Origin of the sequence: Rhizobium sp. RU20A (genome assembly GCF_900155885.1) — a bacterium.
Taxonomy (GTDB): Bacteria; Pseudomonadota; Alphaproteobacteria; order Rhizobiales; family Rhizobiaceae; genus RU20A.
On sequence record NZ_FTMB01000002.1, the window covers coordinates 308,363 to 334,088 of the forward strand.

The window sequence follows — 25,726 nt, forward strand, 5'->3', positions numbered from 1 at the left end:
TCACTACCTTCTTGCCGTGAACGCCATCGATTCGCCCCCGCCCCGCGACGGACTGCCGTTGCTTCCCGCGCCTTTCACCGGCTGGTTTGCCGAAAAGGGCTGGCAGCCGCGTGCCCATCAGCTCGATCTGCTGGCGCGCGTTTCCGCCGGAGAGGACATGCTGCTGATCGCCCCGACGGGCGCCGGCAAGACGCTGGCGGGCTTCCTACCCTCGCTGGTCTCGCTCACCCACCGCGGCCGCAAGAAGCCAGGCACCGCCTTTACGGGCATCCACACGCTCTACATTTCGCCGCTGAAGGCACTGGCCGTCGATATCGAGCGCAACCTGATGAAGCCCGTCAGCGAGATGGGCCTGCCGATCACCATCGAGGGACGCACCGGCGATACGCCGCAGGGCAAGCGCCAGCGCCAGAAGCTCAATCCGCCCGACATCCTCCTGACAACGCCCGAGCAGTTGGCGCTCCTCATCGCCAATGGCGAGGGGGAGCGGTTCTTCAAGGATCTTCGCTACGTGGTGCTGGACGAGCTGCATTCGCTCGTCACGTCCAAGCGCGGGCATCTGCTGTCGCTCGGGCTCGCGCGGCTGAGAACCCTGGCGCCGGAGATGCGCGCCATCGGGCTTTCCGCAACCGTGGCCGACCCCATGGAGCTGCAGCGCTGGCTGGTGCCGCAGGGGGCGGATGAGGTGCGCCATGCCGGGCTGATCACGGTCGCCGGCGGCGCCAAGCCCGTGATCACCATTCTCGGCACCGAGGAGCGGGTCCCCTGGTCGGGCCATTCCGCCCGCTACGCGATGGCCGATGTCTATGCGGCGATCAAGGAGCACCGCACGACGCTGCTTTTCGTCAATACGCGCAGCCAGGCGGAACTGCTGTTCCAGGAGCTCTGGACCATCAACGACGACAACCTGCCAATCGCGCTGCATCACGGCTCGCTGGATGTCGGCCAGCGCCGCAAGGTGGAGGCGGCGATGAGCGAGAACAAGCTGCGCGCCGTCGTCGCCACCTCCACGCTCGATCTCGGCATTGACTGGGGCGATGTCGATCTCGTCATCCATGTCGGCGCGCCCAAGGGTGCCTCGCGGCTGGCGCAGCGCATCGGCCGCTCCAACCACCGGATGGACGAGCCTAGCCGCGCGATCCTCGTTCCCGCCAACCGCTTCGAGGTGATGGAGTGCCAGGCGGCGCTGGACGCCAACTACATCGGCGCGCAGGACACGCCGCCGATCGGCGCGGGCGCGCTCGACGTGCTGGCGCAGCATGTTCTCGGCTCGGCCTGCGCGGCGCCGTTTGCGACAGAAGCCCTCTATGCAGAGGTGACGAGCGCCCTGCCCTATGCCGATCTTGCGCTCGACACCTTCCGGCAGGTGATCGAATTCGTGGCGACCGGTGGCTATGCGCTGAAGACCTATGAGCGCTATGCCCGCATCCGCCAGACGGCGGACGGGCTCTGGCGGGTCTCCAACCCGCAGGTCGCGCAACAATACCGGCTGAATGTCGGCACCATCGTCGAAAGCCCGATGCTGAACGTGCGCATGGTGAAGCGCAATGCGCGCGGCGCCGTCGGGCGCGGCGGCATGTCGCTCGGCAAGGTCGAGGAATATTTCACCGAGATGCTGTCGCCGGGTGATACGTTCCTCTTTTCCGGCAAGGTGCTGCGCTTTGAAGGCATTCGCGAAAACGAGTGCCTCGTCACGCAAGGCTTCAAGTTGGACCCGAAGGTGCCAGCCTATGCGGGCGGCAAATTTCCGCTCTCCACCTATCTCGCGGCGCAGGTGCGCGACATGCTGGCCGACCCCGAACGACGCAGCCATCTGCCGGAACAGGTGCGCGACTGGCTGTCGCTGCAACATGCCGTCTCGCAATTGCCGCGGGCGGACGAGCTCCTGATCGAGACCTTCCCGCGCGGACAGCGCCACTACATGGTGGCCTACGCCTTCGAAGGGCGGCTGGCGCACCAGACGCTCGGCATGCTGCTGACAAGGCGGCTGGAGCGCATGGGACTGAAGCCGCTCGGCTTCGTCGCGACCGATTACGCGCTGGCGATCTGGGCTCTCGAAGACATGGGTTGGGCTTTCCAGATACGCCAGCCTTCGCTGGCCGCCCTTTTCGACGAGGACATGCTGGGCGACGATCTGGAAGCCTGGCTCGACGAGAGCTTTCTTCTCAAGCGCACCTTCCGCAATTGCGCCGTGATTGCCGGCTTGATCGACCAGCGCCATCCGGGACAGGAAAAGACCGGACGGCAGGTGACGGTGTCGGCCGACCTCATCTACGACGTGCTGCGCAGCCACGAGCCGAACCACATCCTGATGCAGGCGACGCGCAACGATGCGGCCACGGGGCTTTTGGACATTGGCCGTCTCGGCGATATGCTGGCACGAATCAAGGGCCACATCACCCACCGGGCGCTCGAGCGGATTTCACCGCTCGCCGTGCCGATCATGCTGGAAATCGGCAGGGAGCCGGTGGCCGGCGAAGCGCAGGATGCGGTGCTGGCGGAAGCGGCCGAAGACCTGATCGAGGAAGCGCTCGGCGTGATCCCCGATTGAGAAGACCGGATACGAGATGACGATTGACAGGGTGGCGCTGGCGCGCCGGGCGGAGACGGAACTGGCGGGCGCACTCGTGGAAACCGAGGTGGCGGGCATTCGCGCGCTGCTCGATCCCATGGGCGGAATGATCCTGCCGTCGCTCGACATGCTCGTCGTCTCCGACCTGCATCTGGAGAAGGGCTCCGCCTTTGCCCGGCGCGGCATGATGCTTCCGCCTTACGATACGCTGGCGACCCTGACGCTGCTGTCGCGGCTGATCGTCCGGCATGATCCGAAGATCGTCGTCAGCCTGGGCGACACCTTCCACGACCGCGTCGGCGCAGCCCTGATGCCGGTTGCCTTTCGAGAGATGATCGCAGCCATGGCGCGCGGGCGTGAATGGGTCTGGATTGCCGGCAACCACGATCCCGACGGCGTCTTCGGCCTGCCCGGCATCTCCGCCGACAGCCTGTGCCACGGCGGCCTCACCTTCCGGCACGAGCCGAGCGCTGGGCCGCAAGCCGGCGAGATCGCCGGCCACCTGCACCCGGCCGCGATCGTCACACGGCGCGAGAAATCCGTGCGCCGCGCCTGTTTCGCGACGGACGGCGCCCGCCTCCTGATGCCCGCCTTCGGGGTGACGACGGGCGGCCTCGACCTCAACCACCGCGCCATGACCGGGCTCTTCAACCGCCCGTCCCTCATCGCCCACCTGCTCGGCCGCGACCGCATCTACTCCGTCCGCTACGGCAATCTCAAAAGCTGACCTTCCTACGCCCGAACGTTTTTTAGCAACCTCGGGAACAAACACTCCTGCTGCCCGTTTTGCGAGGCATTCAAGACATGCCGGAATTGAACGCGTTCCGGCACACAGGAGAGAGAACCCCATGGCCGATACCGCCACCTACGCGCACGTGCAGACGCGCGGCACTTCCCCCACCCTCAACGAAGCTTTCAACCGCGTCTCCTGGGGCGCCGTTTTCGCCGGTGTGGCGATCGCGCTGACGGTTCAGCTGGTACTCAATCTGCTTGGCGTTGGCATTGGCGCGGCCGTGCTTGATCCCGGCACAGCAGACAATCCGGCCGCATCGACCTTCTCGATGAGCACCATCGCCTGGTTCGTGATCAGCGGCATCATTGCCTCGTTTGCCGGCGGTTATGTTGCCAGCCGCCTTTCCGGCCGTCCGCTGCGTTCCACGGGCGCGCTGCATGGCCTGACTTCCTGGGCGGTCACCACGCTCGTCATCTTCTACCTGCTGACGACCTCGGTCGGCGCCCTCGCCGGTGGTCTCTTCAACGGCATTTCGGGCATCATCTCCGGCGCCGGCTCGACCGCGGCAACTGCCGTGACCGCGGCCGCCCCGCAACTTGCCGAAGCCACCAACCCGATGGCCGCCATCGAGCAGCAGATCCGCGAAACCAGCGGCGGCAATGATCCGGCCGTTCTGCGTGACACCGCCGTCAAGGCCGTTCAGGCGGCATTGACCGGCGATCCGGCCCAGGCCGAACAGGCCCGCGCACAGGCTGCAGACGCCATTGCCCGCGCCCAGAATATTCCGGTCGAGCAGGCCCGCCAGCAGGTCGCCCAGTACGAGACCGAGTACCGCCAGGCGATGGAAACCGCCAAGCAGCAGGCAACTGCCGCCGCCCAGACCGCCGCCACGGCCGTCTCCACGGGTGCCGTGCTCGCCTTCGTCGCTCTCGTGGTCGGCGCAATCGCCTCTCTCATTGGTGGTTCGGTCGGGACCACCCGTGTCGTGCGGACGGAGGATGTCTACGTCCGCGCCTAACGCTGTTCGACACCACTCCGTTCAACGAAGGCGGCCGCCCCTTGTCACGGGTGGCCGTTTTTGCGTTTGCCGGACGGCCCGCGTCAGGGCGCGGTTCGCGGGCGCGGCAATTGCGGCGCACCCTGCCATCGGTTATGCCCGGCAAGACGGCCGGGCCATGCGCTTTGGGGGTGCTGCACCGATGCCGCCGGACGAAAGGGGCTTCAATGGCCGACAATGATGATTATATCTACGACGAGGTCACGGGCGAATGGCGCCCGGCTTCGGAAATGGCTGCGGCTGCCGCCGCTGCATCCGTGGTGCGCGACAGCGCCGGCAACGTGTTGGCGGACGGGGATTCCGTCACGCTGATCAAGGACCTCAAGGTCAAGGGGGCCAATCAGACGCTGAAGCAGGGAACGGTGATCCGCTCCATCCGGCTGACAGACAATCCGGAAGAAATCGACTGCCGTCACGATGCCATCAAGGGCCTCGTGCTGCGCACCGAATTCGTGAAGAAGCGCTAATACACATCGACGGCGGGAGGGTCGCAAGAGACCGTCCCGGCCGAACGACAAGTGAGGCAGGATGAAGTCGATCGGTTTTCTCTCCTTCGGGCATTGGTCGCCCTCCCCGCAATCGGGCGCGCGGACGGCTTCGGATGTGCTGTTGCAATCGATCGACCTTGCCGTTGCGGCCGAGGATCTGGGTGCGGATGGCGCCTATTTCCGCGTCCACCATTTTGCCAGGCAGCTTGCCTCGCCCTTCCCGCTTCTTGCGGCCGTCGGCGCGCGCACCAAGCGCATCGAGATCGGCACCGGCGTTATCGACATGCGCTATGAGAACCCGCTCTATATGGCGGAAAATGCCGGCGCTGCCGATCTCATCGCCGGCGGACGCCTGCAGCTCGGCATCAGTCGCGGCTCGCCGGAGCAGGTGATCGATGGCTGGCGTTACTTTGGCCATGTGCCGCCCGAGGGCATGAGCGATGCCGAGATGGGCCGCCATCATGCCGAGATTTTCCTCGACGTGCTGAAGGGCGAAGGTTTTGCTCAACCCAACCCGCGGCCGATGTTTCCCAACCCGCCGGGGCTTCTGCGGCTGGAGCCCTATTCTGATGGTCTGGGCGATCGCATCTGGTGGGGTGCCGGCTCCAACCGCACCGCCGTCTGGGCCGCCGAGCAGGGCATGAACCTGCAAAGCTCGACGCTGAAGGACGATGAGACGGGCGAGCCCTTCCACATCCAGCAGGCCCGGCAGATCCGCGCCTATCGGGATGCCTGGGCAGCGGCAGGCCACACGCGCACGCCGCGCGTTTCCGTCAGCCGCAGCATCTTCGCGCTCGTCAATGATCAGGACCGCATGTATTTCGGCCGCAGCGGCAAGGAAAGCGACCAGATCGGTTATATCGACGAGAACACCCGCGCCATCTTCGGCCGCAGCTACGCAGCCGAGCCGGATGTCCTCATCGAGGAGTTGAAGAAGGACGAGGCGATCGCTGAAGCCGATACGCTGCTGCTGACCGTGCCCAATCAGCTCGGCGTCGCCTATAACGCCCATGTCATCGAGGCGATCCTGACCCATGTGGCGCCGGCGCTCGGCTGGCGCTGAGGCCGGAATTCGGCCCGTCAGAACGCATTGAAAGTGAGCGTCGTCAGCGAGCGGGTGATGCCGGGAACGGTGGCGACGTTGTCGTTGATGAACTTGCCGATATCCTCGCCTTCGGCGATATAGATCTTCAGCAGCAGATCGTAGTCGCCGCTTGTCGAATACATCTCCGAGACGATCTCCTTCTTGTAGATCTCGTCGGCGACCTCGTAGGTCTTGCCGGGGGCGCATTGGATCTGGACGAAAATCGGCTTCATGGTCGGGATGTCCTCCGTTTGTCGCTGATGTGGTCGATTTGCGCCGACCGGTCAATATGCGCGTCCGCTTCAGTCGCGGCGGAAGAGCAGGCTCGCGCCCCAGCCGGTGATGACCGCGATCAGCACGGCAAACACACCGTAGAAGAAGGGCTGCTCGTGCGCGGCACGGGTGATCGCTTCTTCAAGACCGGTCTTCACGACCCGGAGCGGCAGGGCCTTTGCGGCAACGAAGGTGCCATCGCGGAAAAGGTAGGCGCGCACGAGGTGGATGCCGTTCGGCACATCCGCCGGCAGGCGGATCGAGGCCTTGAAAAGGCTGGAGGAGATGAACTGCACGCCGCCGGGATCGCGCTCATAGACGCCGCTCTGCTCGCGGATGCGACGGAAAGCGTCACGGAATTCGGTGAGGTTCGAGCCGTTGCCGACGAAGCCGGTCGGGATCAGCCGCATGTGATCGACGCCGATGCCCATGTTGGCGATGTCCTGCGGCGGGGCGATCTGGTTGATGTCGCGGGTCGTGGCGAGCGAATAGGATTCCGGCACGAGCTCGAAGGTCATCGAATAGCGGTTTACCCAGATGCCGAAAACGCGCTCCTTCTTGCGAACCGTGGCATTGTCCTTCGGACCTTCCAGCACCGTGACGATATTGTATTTGCCCTGTGCGAGAAGGCGCTCGTCAAAGCCCTCGATGGCGCCGAAGATCGTCAGGTCGGCACCGCGAAAATCGGAGGTGATCGAAATCTCGTCGGTGGAAATCCCGATTTCAAGCTGCTCGGTAAAATCGCCCGATGGCTGCGCTCCGCCGCTGCCATCCGCCTGCGCCAGTGCCGGGGCGGCACTGGCGAATGCCAGCAGGAGGCCGGCGCACAGCGAACGGAGTTTCGGGGCGAAGGCGCGCATCAGTAGCCGACCCCCGTGGAAACGACCGAGTAGATGTCGGCGGGGGGAAGGACGAGATCGATGGCAAGGCGGATGCCGACCGCGAGCACGAGCAGCGCGAGCAGCGCACGCAGCTGTTCGCCGCGCAGCTTCTGGCCGACGCGCACGCCATACTGCGCACCGATGACGCCGGCGACCATGAGGATGAAGGCAAGGACGATATCGACCGTGTAGTTGGTCGAGGCCTGCACGATCACCGCATAGGCGGAGACGAAAATGATCTGGAAGAGCGAGGTCCCGACGACGACGTTGGTCGGAATGCGCAGCAGGTAGATCATGGCGGGGACCATGATAAAGCCGCCGCCGACGCCCATCACGGAGGTCAGCACGCCGATGCCCATGCCGAGGGCGATGACCGGGATGATGCTGAGATAGATCTTCGACTTCTTGAAGCGCACCTTGAAGGGCAGCCGGTGCACCCAGTTGTGCTGGCCTGGCCGCTTCAGCGCCACAGGCTGGTTCTTCGAGGCCTTGCGCATGGCCCGCAGGCTCTCGGCCAGCATCAGCGCGCCAACGACACCCAGCAGCACGACGTAGAGCAGCGAGATGACAAGATCGAGCTGGCCGATGCGGCGCAGCATGGAGAAGATCCACACGCCGATGGTGGCGCCGATGAGACCGCCGACCAGGAGCACGCTGCCCAGTTTGACGTCGATGGTGCCGCGCCGGAAATGGGTGATGGCGCCGGAGATGGAAGAGGCGACGACCTGGTTGGCGCCCGTGGCGACAGCGACGACCGGGGGGATGTTGTAGAAGATCAGGAGCGGCGTGATGAGGAAGCCGCCGCCGACACCGAACATTCCGGAAAGAAAGCCGACAGCCGCACCCATTCCGAGAATGACGAGGATGTTCACCGACAATTCTGCAATGGGCAGATACACCGTCACGGGCGGACCTCGATGTGCCAATGACCTGGAAAGGCCAGCAGGGGCCCGCAAAGGCCGGCGGGCGTCGGTGGCGGGTCGCCCCGCCGGGCGTCTTGATCGATCAGCAGAGACCGGCATCAACGGGCATGGCCCGGCCGACCGGCCTTCTTCGTCTTGCGCTGCCAGCCTGTGGCTGTCAACCGCCTGCGCGGAACCGAAAACCGCGCGGTTTTCTTTCACCCGCGCGGCGTGTCCATTTTGTGACGCGGCCTGTTGACCGGGCCGCCGGATCCAGTCCTTCGACCGCTCAGCCGGCCTTGGCCTGGTTGCGCTTGAGAAGTTCGCGCACCAGGGCGTCAGTCAGTTCGCCGGTCGGTTCCTGGCCGATCGATGTCTGGAAGGCCTTGATGGCGCTCACCGTCTGCGGACCCAGCGTCCCATCTGGCGTGCCGGCCTTGAAGCCGTTGTTGTTGAGGATCGCCTGAATGTTGCGGATCGCCTTCTTCATGTCGATCGTCGAGGTCTTCACGCCGCCGCCGGTCCAGGCATCCGGGACGTTGGCGGAATTGGCGTCTTCGCTGAGCGGCTGCACCGTCCAGGCATCGGCCTTCGCCTTGGCGCTTTCCAGCTGCTCCGGCTTCATGGCGGAGGCCACTTCATCGCGCTTCTGGGCGGCATCCGTGTCGCCGCCGGCGGCCGCAACGGCGAACCACTTGTAGCTTTCTTCTAGATCCTGCGGCACGCCGTTTCCACGGGCATAGAGGATGGCGAGATTGAACTGGCTGTCCTTCACGCCGAAGTCGGCGGCCTTGCGAAACCATTCGCCCGCGGCCTTGAAGTCCGGGTTGCCGCCGCTGCCGGTCGCAAGCAGGACGGCCAGATTGTGCATGGCACTGGCATTGCCGCGATTGGCGGCCGATTCGTAGAGCGCCTTGGCCTTGTCGAGGTCGCGGGCAACGCCCGTCCCCTTCTCGTAAAGGTTCGCGAGGCGATACTCGGCCGGCACGACACCGGCATCGGCGGCGCGCTGGTACCACTTCGCCGCTTCGGCGAGATCGGCGGGCACGCCGCGACCATCGGTATAGCGGGCGCCGATTTCGAAATAGGCGAGCGGATCTCCCTTTCGGGCAGCCTCGACGAGCGCCGCGGGGCCGATATTGTCCGGCACGGTGACGGGCTCTGCCTGGCTGGCGACCGGCGCGGCCGCCGGCGTCTGCGGAAGCGGCTCAAGGGTCGCCTCCGATCCGGTCTGCGCGTCAGAGGTCAGGCTGGCCACGGGTTCCGCCGGACGGGTGAGCGTCGTGGTCGGGACCGTTACGGCCGGGACGCGCGTGCCGACATCACCTGCCGAGGCTTCGGCCGTCTCGCTCGCCATTGCCGTTTCGGCTTCGGGCATGACGGGCTCCGGCTGAGCATCGGAAGCCGTGGCCTCATCGGGGTTCGCGGCGCCTGTCGCGGCCGCATCGCCGGTTTCGGCAGCGGGCTCTTCGGCCGGCGCGGAGGATGTTTCTGTTGCCGAGGGCTCGGCGCTCGCCTCGATGGCAGGCGGTGCGCTTTCGCCGTTGAGCAGCGTGTTGACAAGTGGGAACGACATGACCGCAAGCAGCACGGCACCGACGGCAAGAAGCAGCGGACGACGGCTGCCGCTCTTGGCAGGGGCCGCCTTGGGGCTTGCACCAGCCTGTTCGGCCCGGATCGTGCCGGCTTCTTCGGCGGCGAGCTTGGCGGCGCGGCGCGCGGCCGCGATGTGGTCGATCCGCTCGCCTTCATCGGCATCGGCAGGCTTGACGCCGTCGCGCTGACCGGCGCGAACACGCTCGAGGATGCGCTTGACATCCGGCAGGCCGGAACCCGGCTCGATCAGTTGGCTCGACATATCCGGCGCGGCCATGTCGGCAGCGTCGATTGACGGGGCGGGATCGATTTCATGGCGAGCAGCCGTCTCGTCAGCGGTCGACTTTTCCTTGCGCTGGGGTGTGAAGCGGCGGGTGAGCGAGGACAGCAGACCGCCGCGCATTTCGGCTTCGGCAGCGGTTGCGAGATCCTCGTCATCGACCAGAATCTCCACGTCCTCGCCGATGGAAGCGAGGCCCGTCGAGGCGGTTTCGCGCGGCGCGTCCTCCGGTGCGGGCCGCGTTGCAGCCGTTGCCGCGGCGGGAGCCCGCATGTCCTCGCGCTTGGCCTCGTCGCGTGCGGCGACGAGCGAAGCAACAGATGCCCTATCGGCGACCGGCTCCCGCTGCGAAAGGGCCGCCACGAGCATTTCGCCAAAAGGGTCGCGCTCACCGTCCTCCAGCGCCGGCGAGAGACCAGAGAGAGTGGCCGTGCGCGGACCATTGTCCCGCTCGGCGGCAACGGCCGGACGCGGATCGATGGCCGGCGGCGCCGCGACGCGACGCTCCACGCCCTCTTCCAGCCGCTCGAGCTTTTCGGCGATGTGGACCAGCGTTTCGTGCAGGACTTCGAAGGTGCGGGCGGTACGCTCCTCGCTGGAGCGGCTGATGCCTTCCAGCGCCCTCAGATCTTCCGCCAGGGCAGCGATGGCGGAAACGTCACCGGCGTTGTTCTGGGGAGCCGCGCCGACGCCGTTGCGCTGATAGGCTTCCATGACCGCCTCTGCCGCCTGGCGAGCAGCCTCGATGATGTACTCGTCGCTGGTGGCGAGATAGTCTTCCAGGACGTGCATGCGGCTTTCGAATTCCGCCGGCAGCGCGGCCGCCGCCGGTGCGGAAGAGGAGACGAGCGCGGACAGGCTGGCAATCTGCGATTCCAGTCCGCGCAGGGCCTCGCGGTCGTCACGTGGGGCGACCTGCGTTTCGGCCAGATGCGTGGCGATCGTTGCAAGCTGGTCTTCGAGGCGCTCGAAGCGGGCGTCCTGATCGCGCGTGTCGGCCACCTGCGGCACGTTGAGGCCGTCGATGCGGCGGGCCAGCGCATCCAGCCTGTCGACCAGCTGGCCGTTCAGGTTGCCACGTTCGAGCGATTCGATCTTGTGGGAAATGTCGGCGAGATGCCGGTCGAGCTCGACGTCGCTGTCACGGTTGGAGCGTTCCATGAGAACGGCGAGCTGATGCAGGCGCTCCTCGAGCCGGCTTGCGGCGTCGTCGGAAGCCAGTTCCTCGACGCGGGCCGCCAGCGCCTCAAGACGCATGGCAAGGCCGTCGTCCGGGCGCGTGGCCAGGCTCTCGACATGGCGCGCCAGGTCGCTCAGGCGGCTTTCGAGCCGCGAGACACCGGCATGGTCCGCATTGCCGGCCGTGCGGCCGCTGGAGATGATGGCACGGCTGATCTCATCCAGGCGGACATCGAGTTCGGCAAAGCGGGACGCCAGATGATGGTCGTCCGGCTGCATCTGGCGGCCGATCATTTCGATCGCATGGGCGACCGTGATCAGCTTGTCTTCAAGCGCATTCAGCACCTTCGGATTGCCGACGCTCTCGATCTGGCTCTTGATCTCGTCGAGGCGGTATGCGAGCGCGACGAGTTCGTCGTCACGGGTCGCGTCGAAGGCGTTGAGGCGCTGCTCGACGCCGCTCCAGCGGGTTTCCATGCGCCGCACGCTGTCTTCGCGGGCGAGCCCGTCGATCAGCGAGCGCATGTCGTTGAATTCGCTGCGCAACGCATCCGCCTGGGCGGGGCTGGCCTGACGGCCGAGCTGACCGATGCTTTCGGCCAGACGCTGCATCTCGCCGCGGATGTCCTCCACGCTGTCGCTGCTTTCGGCGGCGGAGCGGATGGCGCGCATTTCGGCACGCAGGGCATCCATCTCGCGCGTCAGACCTTCCGTCAGGTCCCGCTTGAGGTCCTGGCGCAGATCGACAAGGGCGCGGGCGATGTCGTTGGCCGACTGATCGCGGACCACGGGCTGCGGGGTCGGAGCGGCGCGTTCGCGCATCTCGGGCCGGGCATAGGCATCCGGGCGCTCGCGCATCTCGGCGCGAGCGAAGGGCTCGGGGCGAACGGCGAAATCGGCGCGCGGCGCGGCGTGTGCCTGCGGCTGGTAGGGCGGCTCTGCATGCACGGGCGGCTGCGGGCGGACATCCTGCTCGCGCAGGCGATCGGCGCGGGCGGCAATCGTGTCGCGGATCGAGGTGCGGTCACGCAGGGCGCCAAGGGCGCGCTGACGTTCGCGAATTTCGTCGACAGGGTCGCGCGTTTCCTCGCGCACGGGCTGCGAGCGGCCGCGCGGTGTGCCGATCAGGCCTTCGAGCCGTGCTTCCAGCCCGTCGATCGTGCGGTTGAGCTGATCAAGCGATGTCCGGTCGCCGCCGGGGCGCCCGGCGCTTCGGGGATAGGTGGGTCGCGATCCGCTCATATTTTCTTCGCCTCGTTTGACGGTTTGCCGCCTGCCGGCACTGACATGGGCGAGAAGCCCCGGCCGACATAACCAAGCGATGCCGCATCGACGCGAAGAACAGACTGAGCGCGGCATAGCCCTCTAAGCCGGCACATTCGGCCAAACATGGTAAACAAGCGGTTAACCTTCCCGAAATTTTTTTAACCATTTCGTTCCATGCTGATGCGAGGCTTGCGTCAGGGTGAGGAGCGCCACACTTTACCACCGGGCGAAGAGATTGCCGGGCGGGTGAAGAAATTTGGCAACGGCTGCAAATTTGACGTTTACGCAAACGTCAAATTTTTGTAGCATCCTCTTCGAGATTGCCGGACTGCTCGTCCGCAGCCGGCCGGAGGAAAAGGCGTCGGCCCTTGCCGAACGCCCGTATGCTTAGGTGAGGAAAGCCCATGCCGATCTACAAGGCCCCAGTCGACGATACGCTTTTCATTCTGAACGACGTGCTCGGCATCGAGCGCTACAACAACCTTCCCGGCTTTGCCGAGGCGACGCCCGACATGATCGAGGCAATTGCCGGTGAAGCAGCCAAGCTCGCCGAGGAAGTGCTCTTCCCGGTCAATCTTTCGGGCGACAAGGAAGGCTGCACGCGCAACGAGGACGCCACCGTCTCCGTGCCGAAGGGCTTCAAGGAAGCGTATGACGCCTATTGCCAGGGCGGCTGGCTCGGCCTTGCCGTGCCGGAAGAATTCGGCGGTCAGGGCCTGCCCTATACGCTGCACACCGCCGTGGGCGAATACATGTCCTCGGCCAACATGGCGCTGACCATGTATCCGGGCCTCACGCAGGGCGCGATCGCGGCCATCCTCGTGCATGGCTCCGACGCCCAGAAGGCCGCCTATCTACCGAAAATGGTGGAAGGCACCTGGACCGGCACGATGAACCTCACCGAGCCCCATTGCGGCACCGACCTGGGTCTTTTGCGCACCAAGGCCGTGCCGGATGGCAATGGCGGCTACAAGATCTCCGGTCAGAAGATCTTCATCTCCGCCGGCGAGCACACGATGTCGGAGAACATCATCCACCTCGTGCTGGCCCGCATCGAAGGCGCGCCTGAGGGCACCAAGGGCATTTCGCTCTTCATCGTGCCGAAATTCGTGCTGAAGGACGACGGCACGCCGGGCGAGCGCAACGCCGTGTCCTGCGGCGCGATCGAGCACAAGATGGGCATTCACGGCAATGCGACCTGCGTCATGAACTATGACGGTGCGACCGGCTATCTCATCGGCGCGGAGAACAAGGGCCTCAACGCCATGTTCGTGATGATGAACGAGGCCCGCCTCGGCGTCGGCCTGCAGGGCCTGTCGATTTCGGAAATCGCCTACCAGAACGCGGCCAATTATGCGCGCGAGCGCATTCAGGGCCGCTCTCTTTCGGGCGTCAAGGCGCCGGAGAAGAAGGCCGATCCGCTGATCGTGCACCCCGACATCCGTCGTGCGCTGCTCACCATCAAGGCCTGGAACGAGGGCGGCCGCGCCTTCACGCTGTGGACGGCGCTGAAGTCCGATGTCGCCCACCGCGCCACCGATGCGGCGGAACGCCAGAACGCCGACGACATTCTCGGCCTGATGACGCCGATCCTCAAGGGCGTGCTCACCGACAAGGGCTTCGACCACGCGGTCATGGCCCAGCAGGTCTATGGCGGCCACGGCTATATCGAAGAATGGGGCATGAGCCAGTATGTGCGCGATGCGCGCATCGCCATGATCTACGAAGGTGCCAACGGCATCCAGGCCCTCGACCTCGTGGGCCGCAAACTCGGCATGAATGGCGGCCGCGCCGTCATGGCTCTCTTCCAGGAAATCGGCGGCTTCTGCGAGGAAAACCGCGACAACGAGAAGCTCTCGGGCTTCACCAAGGCGCTGAAGAAGGGGCTCAACGACCTGCAGGCCTCCACCATGTGGTTCATGCAGAACGCCATGGCCAAGCCCGACAATGCCGGCGCCGGCTCCACCGACTACATGCACCTCTTCGGCCTCGTCGTCGTCGGCTACATGTGGGCAAAGATGGCGAAGGCCGCCGAGGACGCGCTGGTGGCCGGTGCGGGCGATCGCGAAGCCTTCTACCGCAACAAGCTCGTCACGGCGAAGTTCTTCATGGAACGCCTGATGCCGGAAACCACGCTGCGGAAGTCCCGCATCGAAGCCGGCAGCGACACGATGATGGAACTGGCTGCCGAGGCATTCTGATCCAGCCGCGATCCGGCGCCGGCTGAGAAGCCGGTGCCGGTCTTCGGCTTTCAGACTTGTCCATTCGCCACGAAGCTGATGCTATCTGGGAATGTCATGGGACGAGCGGCTGCAGAATGCGCATGCTGATGGCAGCGCAATGCGGCGTTGGCCAGGAGACGACGGCCCCAGAAGCGACGACACACACGGTGTTCAGTGCGGCTGCGCTGCGCCGGAGATCCAACCCGGTACGGGAGAGAAACCAATGACTGAAGTCTTCATCTACGACCATGTGCGCACGCCCCGCGGGCGCGGCAAGAAGGACGGCGCGCTGCACGAGGTGCCGACGCCGCGGCTGGCGGCGGGCGTGCTGACGGCGCTGCGCGAGCGCAACGGCATCGACACGACCAAGGTCGACGACATCATCATGGGCTGCGTCGATCCGGTCATGGAAGCCGGTGCCGTGATCCCGAAGTCGGCCGCCTTCGAAGCCGGCTATTCGATGAAGGCGCCGGGCATCCAGATCTCGCGCTTCTGCGCCTCAGGTCTCGATGCCGTCAACCTTGCGGCCGGCAAGATCGCGCAAGGGGCGGACGATCTCGTCATCGCCGGCGGCGTTGAAAGCATGTCGCGCGTCGGCATGGGCATGGCCGGCGGCTCCTGGTACATGGACCCCTCCGTCAACTTCCCCGGCTATTTCATGCCGCAGGGCGTTTCGGCCGACCTCATCGCCACCAAATACGGCTTTTCCCGCGACGACGTGGACGCCTATGCAGTCGAAAGCCAGCGTCGCGCTGCCGAATCCTGGGAAAAGGGCCACTTCGCCAAGTCCGTCGTGCCGGTGAAGGACGTCAACGGCATCACCATTCTCGACCGTGACGAGCACATGCGTCCCGGCACGGACATGCAGTCGCTCGCCTCGCTCAACCCCTCCTTCCAGATGCCGGGCGAAATGGGCGGCTTCGAAGCCGTCGCCATCCAGGCGCATCCGGATATCGAGAAGATCAATTACGTCCACCATGCCGGCAACTCCTCCGGGATCGTGGATGGCGCGGCCGGCGTCCTCGTCGGCTCCAAGGAAGGCGGCAATATCCTCGGCGTGAAGCCGCGGGCCCGCATCCGCGCTTTCGCCAATATCGGTTCCGATCCGGCGCTGATGCTGACGGGCCCGGTGGATGTCACGGAAAAGCTCTTGGCACGCTCGGGCTTCAAGCTCTCCGACATCGACCTCTTCGAGCTCAACGAAGCCTTCGCGGCCGTCGTCCTGCGCCACATGCAGGCCTTCGACATTCCGCACGACAAGATGAACGTCGCCGGCGGCGCCATCGCCATGGGCCATCCGCTCGGTGCCACCGGCGCGATGATCCTCGGCACGGTGCTGGACGAGCTGGAACGGCGCGATCTCAACACCGCGCTCGTGACGCTGTGCATCGGCGCCGGCATGGGCACGGCGACGATCATCGAACGGGTGTAAGGGCGGCGCGCCCGACGCACCGTCATGGTCGGGCTTGACCCGACCATCCAGCCGCAGGCGGCAAGGGATCCTCGGGTCAAGCCCGAGGATGACGTGAAGAGAACCGGGCGCCCGACCGCAGGACGAAGATTTCAAGGGAAGAGGTATCCCACCATGACCACCTATACGAATTTCACGGTCGAGACTGACGCAGACGGCATTGCGCTCGTGACCTGGAACATGCCGGACAAGTCGATGAACGTGTTCACGGCCGAGGTTCTGACCGAGCTTGACGCCGTCACCGACCAGATCGTCGCCGACGCAGCCGTCAAGGGCGTCGTCTTTACCTCCGGCAAGTCCACCTTCTCCGGCGGCGCGGACCTGTCGATGATCAAGGGCATGTTCAGCTTCCAGCAGGAGCAGAAGGCGCTCGATCCCGACAATGCGGCGAAGAAGCTCTTCGACCTCGCGGGCAAGATGACCTGGCTGTTCCGCAAGATCGAAACCTGCGGCAAGCCGTGGGTCTCGGCCATCAACGGCACCTGCATGGGCGGCGCCTTCGAGCTGTCACTCGCCTGCCACGGCCGCGTCGCTGCCAATGGCAAAAGCGTGAAGATCGCCCTTCCCGAGGTCAAGGTCGGCATCTTCCCGGGCGCCGGCGGCACGCAGCGCGTGCCGCGCCTGACGAATGCGCAGGACGCGCTGCAGATGATGACCACCGGCCAGACGCTGATCCCGCAGCGTGCCAAGGCCATGGGCCTCGTGCATGAGGTGGTGGAGCCGGACCAGTTGGTCGAAGCCGCCAAGACCATGATCAAGAACGGCCTGAAGCCGGTTGCCCCGTGGGACGAAAAGGGCTTCAAGGCGCCGGGTGGCGGCATCTGGACGCCGGCGGCTGCCCAGATGTGGCCGGCTGCCACCGCCATTCTGCGCCGCGAGACGCAGGGCAACTATCCGGGCGCGCTCGCCATCCTCAAATGCGTCTATGAAGGCCTTCAGGTGCCGATCGACACGGGCCTCAGGATCGAGCAGCGCTACTTCACGCAGATCCTGCAGACCACCGAGGCCTTCTCGATGATCCGCTCGCTCTTCATCTCCATGCAGGAACTCGGCAAGGGCGCCCGCCGCCCGGCCGGCGTGCCGAAGACGACGTTCGAGCATGTCGGCGTCGTCGGCGCCGGCTTCATGGGCGCGTCCATCGCCTATGTTACGGCTGCCGCCGGCATCCGCGTCACCCTCATCGACCGCGACCTCGAAGCGGCCGGCAAGGGCAAGGCGCATTCCGAAGGTCTCGTGAAGGACAGCGTCGGCAAGGGCCGCATGACCAAGGAAGAGGGCGAGGCGCTGCTCGCCCGCATCACCCCCTCGGCTGACTATGCCGATCTCAAGGATGCCAACCTCGTCGTCGAGGCCGTCTTCGAGGATCGTCAGGTGAAGAAGGATGTGATCGAGAAGGTGGAAGCGGTACTGCCGGAAGGCGCCATCTTCGCCTCCAACACCTCGACGCTGCCGATCACCGGCCTTGCCGGCAATTCCAAGCGCCCGGTCGATTTCATCGGCATCCACTTCTTCTCGCCGGTCGAGAAGATGATGCTGACGGAAGTGATCCTCGGCAAGGACACCGGCGACAAGGCGATTGCCGTCGCGCTCGACTATGTCGCAGCCATCAAGAAGACGCCGATCGTCGTCAATGACACGCGGGGCTTCTACGTCAACCGCTGCGTCTTCCGCTACATCCACGAAGCCTACGACATGCTGCTTGAAGGCGTGCCGCCGGTTCTGATCGAAAATGCCGCCAAGATGGCCGGCATGCCGGTCGGTCCGCTGTCCCTGAACGACGAGGTCGCCATCGATCTGTCCCAGAAGATCCTCAAGGCGACCGTTGCCGATCTCGGCGAACAGGCTGTCGATCCGCGTCACCTGACGATGATCAACAAGCTCGTGGACGAGCTCGATCGCCGCGGCCGCAAGAACGGCAAGGGCTTCTACGAATATCCCGCAAAGCCCGCCAAGAAGTTCCTGTGGCCGGGCCTCAAGGACATGTTCGAGCAGAAGCCGGCGGAAGAATTCGACGTCGAGACGATCAAGCAGCGCCTCCTCGTCACCATCGCGCTGGAAGCTGCCCGCACCATGGAAGAGGGCATCGTGACCGATCCGCGCGAGGCCGATGTCGGCTCCATCCTCGGCTTCGGCTTTGCACCCTACACGGGCGGCACGCTGTCCTACATCGACGGCATGGGGGCGAAGGCCTTCGTGGCGCTGTGCGAAAAGCTGGCCGCCAGCTACGGCGCGCATTTCCAGCCGACGCCGCTCCTGAAGGAAATGGCCGCCAAGGGCGAGACGTTCTACGGGCGCTTCAATCCCTATCCGGCAGCCGACAAGGCCGCCTGAGTGGCAGCGACAGCCAGAACAGGGGCCGGCGGATCGACCTGATCCGCCGGCCTTTTCGTGTCCGGCAAAGCGTAACTCCCTACCGACAAACGCTGCCCCTTGAAGCCTGTCGATGATCATGGTCTATCGGTGGACGGGATCTTGGGGAGGATTTCATGGGAATGATCAGCCGGCGACAGTTCGGTGGCGGCCTTCTGGCAGCGGCCGCAGGCCTTGATTTTGCTTCACGGCCGGGCACCGTCTTCGCTCCGCGCACGGCGCGCGCCGAAGACCGCCTTGCGGCAAGCGAGGTGATCCTCACCTGGTACAGGCTGGTGCTGGAACTCGTCCGGCATACGCCGACCTATTCGCCGCCCGTCGCCAGCCGGGCCTTTGCCTATCTCGGCGTCACGGGCTGGGAAGCGCTTGCCGCCACGCAGCCGGGTCTCGTCTCCTTGGCGGGCCAGTTGAACGGACTGACGGCCTCTCCAGCGCCCGATGCCACGCGCGCCTGCGACGAGACGGCGATGCTGAATGCCGCGCTTGCCGCCGCCGTCGGGCACTTCTTCTCCAACACCGGGCCGACGGGACAACGGGCCATCCGCAAGATGACGGCGCGACTGACCGCGCGGGTGGCGAAAGGCGCCGATCCCCAGGCCGTCGCGGCCGGCATTGCGCATGGTGAGACCGTTGCGGACCACATTCTCACCTGGTCGATGACGGATGGCGGCGCGGTGGTTGAGAATATGGGTTTTCCCCTCACCTACGCGCTGTCCCGCGAGCCGGGACGCTGGACGCCGACGAGCCTTGTACAGCAGCAGCAAATGCCGCTCCTGCCGGGCTGGGGCAACAATCGCAGCTTTGCAACGCCCTCGGGCAAGACCTGTGGCCTGCCGCCGCCGCCGGACTATAGCGAGTCACCCGGTTCGGCTTTCTACAGGGAGGCGGAAGAGGTGCGCGATGCGGTGAAGACCCTGACGCCGGAGCAGCGCGCCATTGCCCGTTTCTGGTCCGATGACCCGATGCTGTCGCCGACACCGCCGGGGCACTGGCTGTCGATCGCGATGCAGATCGCCGAGCGCGACCGGCTGGATGCGGTGCAGATTTTCGAGGTCCTCGCCCGCCTCGGCATCACGCTCGCCGATGCCTTCATCGGCTGCTGGGATGCCAAGTACCGCTATGACCTCATCCGGCCGATCACCTACATCCGCAAGGTCATGGATCCCGGCTTCGAACCCATTCTCAACACGCCGCCCTTCCCCGAATATCCGAGCGGACATTCGACCCAGTCGGGCGCGGCCGAAGTCGTGCTGACCCAGGTGTTCGGCGAGACTTTCAGTTTCGACGATGCCACGCATGTCGCCGACGGGATCGCGCCGCGGCACTACGCCTCCTTCCGCGCGGCGGCCGAGGAGGCCGGCATCTCACGCCTTTATGGCGGCATTCATTTCCGTTCGGCGATCGACCGCGGGCTGGAGCAGGGGCGCTGCATCGGCGCCTATGCGGCGCGCCTCACGATGCGGGGTTGATGGCGATGCGCCGAACGCTTGTCCTTTTCAGCGTCCTCGCCGTTTCGGCCGGTGCGGCACGCGCCGAGGATGGCCCTCTCGTGCCGCACTTCATCGACGAGACCCGGCAGGCCGGCATCGACAGCACCTACACCGGCGAGTGGGAATATATGGTCGGCGGCGGCGTGGCTGCCTTCGATTGCAATGGCGACGGATTTGACGACCTGCTTCTGCCAGGCGGGGCTGTCCCGGCAAAGTTCTACCAGAACCGCAGTTCGCATGGCAGCCCGCTCTCCTTCGAGCAGAGCCGGAGCGGCCTGGAGCTCGACGCCGTCACCGGCGCATATCCGCTCGATATCGATGGCGATGGCCATCTGGATGTCGTGCTGCTGCGCTCCGGCGAGAACGTCGCCATGCGCGGCCTCGGTGGCTGCCGGTTCGAGCGCGCCAATAAGGCCTGGGGTTTCGAGGGCGGCGATGGCTGGTCGACGGCGCTGGCGGCGACGTGGGAAAAGGGTGCATCCTTCCCGACCATCGCCATCGGCAACTATATCGATCGCTACGAGGATCTTCACCCCTGGGGTTCGTGTACGGACAACTGGCTGCACCGCCCGGCTGCGGACGGCACGCGACGTTTTGGGCCTCCCATGCCGCTCAAGCCGTCCTATTGCCCGCTCTCCATGCTCTTTACCGACTGGAACCGATCCGGGACGCCGGCGCTTAGGGTGTCCAACGACCGCGAATACTACAAGGGCGGAGAGGAGCAGCTCTGGCACGTCGAACCCGGCCGGGACCCGGCGCTCTACACGCACCAGGAAGGCTGGAAGACGCTGAAGATCTGGGGGATGGGCATTGCAAGCACCGACCTCAACGGCGACGGTTTTCCCGAATATTTTCTGACATCCATGGCCGACAACAAGCTGCAGACACTGGCCAAGGTCGATCCGGAGGGCACACCCCAACCCGTCTACCGGGACGTGGCGCTCGCCAAGGGCGTCACGGCCCACCGCCCCTATACCGGCGGGGAGACGCGGCCGAGCACGGCCTGGCATGCGCAGTTTGCCGACGTCAACAATGACGGGCGCGCCGATCTTTTCGTTGCCAAGGGCAATGTGTCGAAGATGCCGGATTTTGCGCTGAAGGACCCCAACAACCTGCTCCTCCAGAAAGGCGACGGGACGTTCTTGGAAAGCGGAGACAAGGCCGGCGTCGCCAGCATGCTTTCGGGGCGCGGCGCCGCGCTGGTGGATCTCAACCTTGATGGCCTGCTCGACCTCGTCGTCGTCAACCAGTCCGGGCCGGCCGAGCTGTGGCGCAACGCCACGGAAAGGGCCGGACACTTCGTCGAGATCCGGCTCTCTCAGGACGGGGCGAACCGTGATGCGGTGGGATCATGGATCGAGATCCGGCGCGGCGACACGGTCCAACGCCGCGAGGTGACGGTCGGCGGCGGCCATGCCAGCGGCATTTCGGGCTGGCATCATTTCGGTCTCGGCGATGCGACATCCGCCGACATCCGCATTCTCTGGCCGGACGGCGGCACCGGAGACTGGCAGGCTATCAAGGCCGATGGTTTCTATTCGGCCATCAAGGGCAAGGATGGCGCCGCCGACAGGATCGAGGCCTGGACGTCCACGCCCACGCGATAGCGCCCTTCCCGTTTATGGCGGTCGCCCTATCTGACGCTCTCCCACGGACACCGGAGTACCCCGTCTTGCGCCAATTCCTGAACCGCCTTCTTGCCCTGCCCCTCCTCATCGCCGCGGCACCTGCCGCCGCCCAGGCACCGGGAAGCGACTTTATCGACGACCGCTCTTCGGCCGAGCGCGTCATCGTTTCGCTCTACAATGCGGTGAACAGGCAGGAATATCTGCGCGCCTGGAGCTACAATGATCCGCAGACCGCACCGAAGCTCGAAGAGTTCAAGGCGGGTTACGCCAATACGGTCGAGGTCGTGGTGCGCACCGGCGAAAGCGAGAGCGAAGGCGCCGCCGGCTCGATCCACATCTCCGTTCCCGTCGCCATCAAGGCGACCGAGAAGGGTGGCAAGGAGACGGTCTATGTCGGCTGCTACCGCCTGACACAGGTGCAGCCTGCCAACCAGGAAGTGCCGCCCTATCGCCCGATCCAGATCGACACGGGCACGCTGGAGCCGACCGATGCGGCCTTCGACAGCGCGATGGGCACCTGCAGCGCGAAGATCGAGAAGCCGGCGAACTGAGCGACGACCGGCAACGGGCGGTCAGAAGCCCTGGAACAGGAAATCCGTGGCGGCGACGATGTCGTCGGCACGGCCGGACAGATCGGCGACCGTTTCACCGATCTCGCGCATGTGTACCGCCGTGAGAAACTCCGTCATCATCACATAGACGCTTCCATTGATGGTGAAGCGTGGATTGAGCCGGCTCACGAGCTTCGATACGTCTGCGGCGAGAACGAGTGGCGCGACAACCCGCGTTTCAAGGCCGCCGAGGAGATTGGACTGCAGGTCGAGCGCCAGCGTTCCATCTTCACCCATACGGTAAACCTGGAAGCGGCGCATCAGAACTGACGGTATTTGGCGAGAGGCAATCCATGCTTCTCCACATACTCATTGGCCGCCCTGATAGCGTCCGCGTTTTCAATCAGCCAGAGCCGTTCCTTCTCCGCCTTGATCGCCCGCGCCAAGCCATCTTCAGCGGCTATCGACGGGTCAATTTTCAGGTCGCGCGCCTCCATCAGCAGGCGGCTATCGATCGATACCGTCGCGGACTTGCGTGTTGCATGCACAACCATCGGAACGCCTCCTTCTGCTACGCTCCGATGATAGACTCAGCCACCGGCACAGAAAAGCCTATTCGTCGCCCATCTTCAGGGCGGCGATGAAGGCTTCCTGCGGGATTTCCACCTTGCCGAACTGACGCATGCGCTTCTTGCCTTCCTTCTGCTTTTCCAGAAGCTTGCGCTTGCGGGTGGCGTCGCCGCCGTAGCACTTGGCGGTCACGTCCTTGCGCAGCGCCCGAACGGTCTCGCGGGCGATGACCTTGCCGCCGATGGCGGCCTGGATCGGTATCTGGAACATGTGCGGCGGGATCAGTTCCTTCAGCTTCTCGCACATGGTGCGGCCACGCCGGTCGGCGGCGGAGCGGTGCACCAGCATGGAGAGCGCGTCGACCGGCTCGCTGTTCACGAGGATCGACAGCTTGACGAGGTCGCTCTCGCGATAGTCCGAGAGGTTGTAGTCGAAGGAGGCATAGCCCTTGGAGATCGACTTCAGGCGGTCGTAGAAGTCGAAGACCACTTCGTTCAGCGGCAGTTCGTAAGTCAGCATGGCGCGGCTGCCGACATAGGTCAGCTCGGTCTGGATGCCGCGGCGCTCCTGGCAGAGCTTCAGGATGCCGCCGAGATAATCGTCCGGCGTCAGAATGGTCGCCTTGATCCAGGGCTCGCGGAACTCCTCGATCTTCACGACATCCGGCATGTCGGCCGGGTTGTGCAGCTCCTTCTGGGTGCCATCCGTCATCGTCAACTGGTAGACGACCGAGGGCGCGGTGGCGATGAGGTCGAGGTCGAATTCGCGGCTGAGGCGCTCCTGGATGATTTCCAGATGCAGCAGGCCGAGGAAGCCGCAGCGGAAGCCGAAGCCGAGCGCCGCCGAGCTTTCCATTTCGAAGGAGAAGGAGGCGTCGTTGAGGCGCAGCTTGCCCATGGCCGAGCGCAACTCTTCGAAATCGGCGGCATCGACCGGGAAAAGGCCGCAGAAGACCACAGGCTGGGCCGGCTTGAAGCCCGGCAGGGCTTCTGCGGTCGGCTTGCGGTCGTCGGTGATCGTGTCGCCGACACGGGTATCGGCGACTTCCTTGATCGAGGCCGTGATGAAGCCGATCTCGCCCGGGCCGAGCGCGTCCTTGGCGACCATCTTTGGCGTCAGAACACCGACACGCTCGATCTGGTACTTCGCACCGGTGCCCATCATGCGGATGGTCTGGCCCTTGACGAGCACGCCGTCGATGATGCGCACGAGAACCATGACGCCGAGATAGGTGTCGTACCAGCTGTCGACCAGCAGCGCTTTCAGCGGCGCATCCTCGCCGCCCTGGCTCTTCGGCGCGGGCAGCTTGGTCACGATGGCTTCCAGCACGTCGGGAATACCGAGGCCGGTCTTGGCGGAAATCAGCACAGCTTCGGAGGCGTCGATGCCGATCACTTCCTCGATCTGGTCCTTGATGCGGTCGGGTTCGGCGGCCGGCAGGTCGATCTTGTTGAGGACGGTGACGATCTCGTGGTTGTTGTCGATGGCCTGGTAGACGTTGGCGAGCGTCTGGGCCTCCACGCCTTGAGAGGCATCGACGACCAGCAGCGAGCCTTCGCAGGCCGACAGCGAGCGCGAGACTTCGTAGGCGAAGTCTACGTGGCCGGGCGTGTCGATGAGATTCAGGACATAGGTCTCGCCGTCCTTGGCCTTGTAGTGCAAGCGGACGGTCTGGGCCTTGATGGTGATGCCGCGCTCGCGCTCGATATCCATGTTGTCGAGCACCTGCTCGCTCATCTCGCGGTCGGCGAGGCCGCCCGTGGACTGGATGAGACGGTCGGCAAGGGTCGACTTCCCGTGGTCGATATGGGCGACGATGGAGAAGTTTCTGATGTGGTCGAGGGGCGTGCGGTTCGGATTGGTGCTCATGGCTCGCGCATATAGCAGTGCCCCCGCCTGTGGCAAAGCGGGAAATGCAGGCTTTGCAGCGGTTCCCTCAGTCCGGACGCTTCTGCAGGCGGTAGATGATGAAGACCGCGTAGAGGAAGGCAACGCCAAGGGCGGCGTAGAGGAAGGTCTGCGGCCCGAGGCTGGGCGTCAGAACGGTCACGGCCAGCGGCACCAGTGTTGCCGCAACCGACCAGGCAATCAGCAGCGTGGACGTCAATGGCACGAATTTGTCAGGCTCGGTGCGGTCGTTGGCATGGGCATTGGCGATCGAATAGATCGACTCGACAGCGCCGGCCAGAAGCGCGAAGACGGCGGCGAGAAGAATGAAATTGGAGAGAGAGACGCCGAAAGTGCCCATGCCGGCGACGAGGATGAGAACCAGCGTGCCGAGCAGCACCTGCCTTCGGTCGAAACTGTCGGAGAGCATGCCCAGCGGAAGCTGCACGAAGAGCAGACCGAACTGCATGAGGAACATCAGAAGCGCCACCTGATCCTGGCTGGCGCCGGAGCTTGCGGCGTAGATCGGCGTGAAGCCCTGCACCACCATGGAGAGGCCGCCGGCGGCCATGACACCGGCAAGCGCGACGGGCGCATTCTTCCAGACCATTGGAAAATCAATGGAAACGCCGGCCGGCGGCGGTGGATTGGGCAGGCGCGTCAGGCCGATCGGCAGCAAAGCAAAGGCGGTGAAGAGGATGGTGATGATCGGCGCCATATTGCCTTCAGCCGGCACGAGCGCGAAGCACCAGGCACCGAGGCCGAGCCCCAGAATATAGGCCATGTAGAAGACCGACATGATCCGGCCGCGCCAGGCGTTTTCGGATGCACTGTTCAGCCAGCTCTGGGTGATGACAAAATTCATGTTGCCGGCAGCGCCATAGAGGCCGCGCGCGATGATCCACAGGATGGGATGAACGCCGGCTGCCACCAGCACCGCGGCGATGATGACGATTGCCATGGAACAGGAAAACGCCCGGGCATGGCCGACGCGGCGGATGATGGGACCGGCAAGCAGGCAGCCGACGAGACCGCCGAAAGCGACAGCGGTGATGGCCGCACCGGCAGCCCAGGACTGCGCGCCGGTTTGCGCCAGCACGAAAGGCACGTAGGCGAACATCATGCCATTGCCGAGCGCGACGCAGACCATTGAAAGAATGATGCCGGCGACCGGAACATAGGTCGAGAAATGGGTTTTCATGCGGGGCCCTCGCCCTCCCCCGGCG

General features: G+C 65.0%; 19 protein-coding genes. 11 read left to right on the plus strand and 8 right to left on the minus strand.

From position 1 onward, the window contains the following. Window positions 1-16 precede the first annotated feature (16 nt). The 5 genes from F3H41_RS10115 (at window position 17) to F3H41_RS10135 (ending at window position 5,913) form a co-directional block, all read left to right on the plus strand. Window positions 17-2,551 (plus strand): ligase-associated DNA damage response DEXH box helicase, encoded by a 2,535-nt coding sequence (locus tag F3H41_RS10115; RefSeq protein ID WP_244616161.1) that lies wholly within the window; start codon window positions 17-19, stop codon window positions 2,549-2,551. Window positions 2,552-2,567: 16 nt separating this feature from the next. Continuing rightward, window positions 2,568-3,299, plus strand: a complete 732-nt coding sequence (gene pdeM, locus F3H41_RS10120) for a ligase-associated DNA damage response endonuclease PdeM (RefSeq protein ID WP_149738552.1) — start codon at window positions 2,568-2,570, stop codon at window positions 3,297-3,299. A 121-nt stretch (window positions 3,300-3,420) separates the two neighbouring features. Next, window positions 3,421-4,323: a PhnA-like protein gene (locus F3H41_RS10125; RefSeq protein WP_149738553.1), complete on the plus strand. Its 903-nt coding sequence runs from the start codon at window positions 3,421-3,423 to the stop codon at window positions 4,321-4,323. Between the two features lie 206 nt (window positions 4,324-4,529). Next, window positions 4,530-4,829, plus strand: coding sequence for an alkylphosphonate utilization protein (locus tag F3H41_RS10130; RefSeq protein WP_149738554.1), 300 nt, complete (start codon window positions 4,530-4,532; stop codon window positions 4,827-4,829). A 61-nt stretch (window positions 4,830-4,890) separates the two neighbouring features. Beyond that, window positions 4,891-5,913 carry an LLM class flavin-dependent oxidoreductase gene (locus F3H41_RS10135; RefSeq protein ID WP_149738555.1) on the plus strand — a complete coding sequence of 341 codons (1,023 nt, stop codon included), beginning with the start codon at window positions 4,891-4,893 and terminating at the stop codon, window positions 5,911-5,913. Window positions 5,914-5,930: 17 nt separating this feature from the next. Here the strand turns inward: F3H41_RS10135 and F3H41_RS10140 are convergent, their stop codons facing one another. The 4 genes from F3H41_RS10140 to F3H41_RS10155 all read right to left on the minus strand — a co-directional run bounded on the left by F3H41_RS10140 (window position 5,931) and on the right by F3H41_RS10155 (window position 12,287). Further along, window positions 5,931-6,167 (minus strand): Lrp/AsnC ligand binding domain-containing protein, encoded by a 237-nt coding sequence (locus tag F3H41_RS10140; protein WP_149738556.1) that lies wholly within the window; start codon window positions 6,165-6,167, stop codon window positions 5,931-5,933. Window positions 6,168-6,236: 69 nt separating this feature from the next. Next, window positions 6,237-7,067 (minus strand): TIGR02186 family protein, encoded by an 831-nt coding sequence (locus tag F3H41_RS10145; RefSeq protein WP_149738557.1) that lies wholly within the window; start codon window positions 7,065-7,067, stop codon window positions 6,237-6,239. Then, window positions 7,067-7,993, minus strand: coding sequence for a sulfite exporter TauE/SafE family protein (locus F3H41_RS10150; protein WP_149738558.1), 927 nt, complete (start codon window positions 7,991-7,993; stop codon window positions 7,067-7,069). Before F3H41_RS10150 ends, F3H41_RS10145 begins: the two co-directional genes overlap by 1 nt. 286 nt (window positions 7,994-8,279) lie before the next feature. Further along, the gene (locus F3H41_RS10155; protein WP_149738559.1) at window positions 8,280-12,287 is read right to left on the minus strand and encodes a peptidoglycan-binding protein; all 4,008 of its coding nucleotides are present in this window, start codon (window positions 12,285-12,287) and stop codon (window positions 8,280-8,282) included. A gap of 428 nt (window positions 12,288-12,715) precedes the next feature. Between F3H41_RS10155 and F3H41_RS10160 the strand changes: the two genes are divergently transcribed. The 6 genes from F3H41_RS10160 (at window position 12,716) to F3H41_RS10185 (ending at window position 22,043) form a co-directional block, all read left to right on the plus strand. Beyond that, entirely contained in the window at window positions 12,716-14,512 is a 1,797-nt protein-coding gene (locus F3H41_RS10160; RefSeq protein ID WP_149738560.1) for an acyl-CoA dehydrogenase C-terminal domain-containing protein, read from the plus strand. A 244-nt stretch (window positions 14,513-14,756) separates the two neighbouring features. Next, window positions 14,757-15,965: an acetyl-CoA C-acetyltransferase gene (locus tag F3H41_RS10165; RefSeq protein ID WP_149738561.1), complete on the plus strand. Its 1,209-nt coding sequence runs from the start codon at window positions 14,757-14,759 to the stop codon at window positions 15,963-15,965. Between the two features lie 153 nt (window positions 15,966-16,118). Next, on the plus strand, window positions 16,119-18,335 hold the full coding sequence (locus F3H41_RS10170) for an FAD-dependent oxidoreductase (RefSeq protein ID WP_149738562.1): 2,217 nt from the start codon (window positions 16,119-16,121) through the stop codon (window positions 18,333-18,335). Between the two features lie 155 nt (window positions 18,336-18,490). Then, window positions 18,491-19,843, plus strand: coding sequence for a vanadium-dependent haloperoxidase (locus F3H41_RS10175; protein ID WP_244616153.1), 1,353 nt, complete (start codon window positions 18,491-18,493; stop codon window positions 19,841-19,843). Beyond that, window positions 19,843-21,471 (plus strand): CRTAC1 family protein, encoded by a 1,629-nt coding sequence (locus F3H41_RS10180; RefSeq protein WP_210246654.1) that lies wholly within the window; start codon window positions 19,843-19,845, stop codon window positions 21,469-21,471. The genes F3H41_RS10175 and F3H41_RS10180 overlap by 1 nt, the downstream gene beginning before the upstream one ends. Before the next feature lie 65 nt (window positions 21,472-21,536). Then, window positions 21,537-22,043, plus strand: a complete 507-nt coding sequence (locus tag F3H41_RS10185; RefSeq protein WP_149738563.1) for a hypothetical protein — start codon at window positions 21,537-21,539, stop codon at window positions 22,041-22,043. A gap of 21 nt (window positions 22,044-22,064) precedes the next feature. On the opposite strand, the gene F3H41_RS10190 is transcribed toward F3H41_RS10185, so the two are convergent. The 4 genes from F3H41_RS10190 to F3H41_RS10205 form a co-directional block, all read right to left on the minus strand. After that, window positions 22,065-22,364, minus strand: a complete 300-nt coding sequence (locus F3H41_RS10190) for a CcdB family protein (RefSeq protein WP_149738564.1) — start codon at window positions 22,362-22,364, stop codon at window positions 22,065-22,067. Further along, complete coding sequence (locus F3H41_RS10195) at window positions 22,364-22,597, minus strand: type II toxin-antitoxin system CcdA family antitoxin (RefSeq protein ID WP_149738565.1); 234 nt, start codon at window positions 22,595-22,597, stop codon at window positions 22,364-22,366. The genes F3H41_RS10190 and F3H41_RS10195 overlap by 1 nt, the downstream gene beginning before the upstream one ends. A gap of 58 nt (window positions 22,598-22,655) precedes the next feature. Further along, on the minus strand, window positions 22,656-24,482 hold the full coding sequence (gene lepA / locus F3H41_RS10200; RefSeq protein WP_149738566.1) for a translation elongation factor 4: 1,827 nt from the start codon (window positions 24,480-24,482) through the stop codon (window positions 22,656-22,658). A gap of 67 nt (window positions 24,483-24,549) precedes the next feature. Further along, a complete protein-coding gene (locus F3H41_RS10205; RefSeq protein WP_149738567.1) occupies window positions 24,550-25,701 on the minus strand; it encodes an MFS transporter in 1,152 nt (383 codons plus the stop codon). Window positions 25,702-25,726 lie beyond the last annotated feature (25 nt).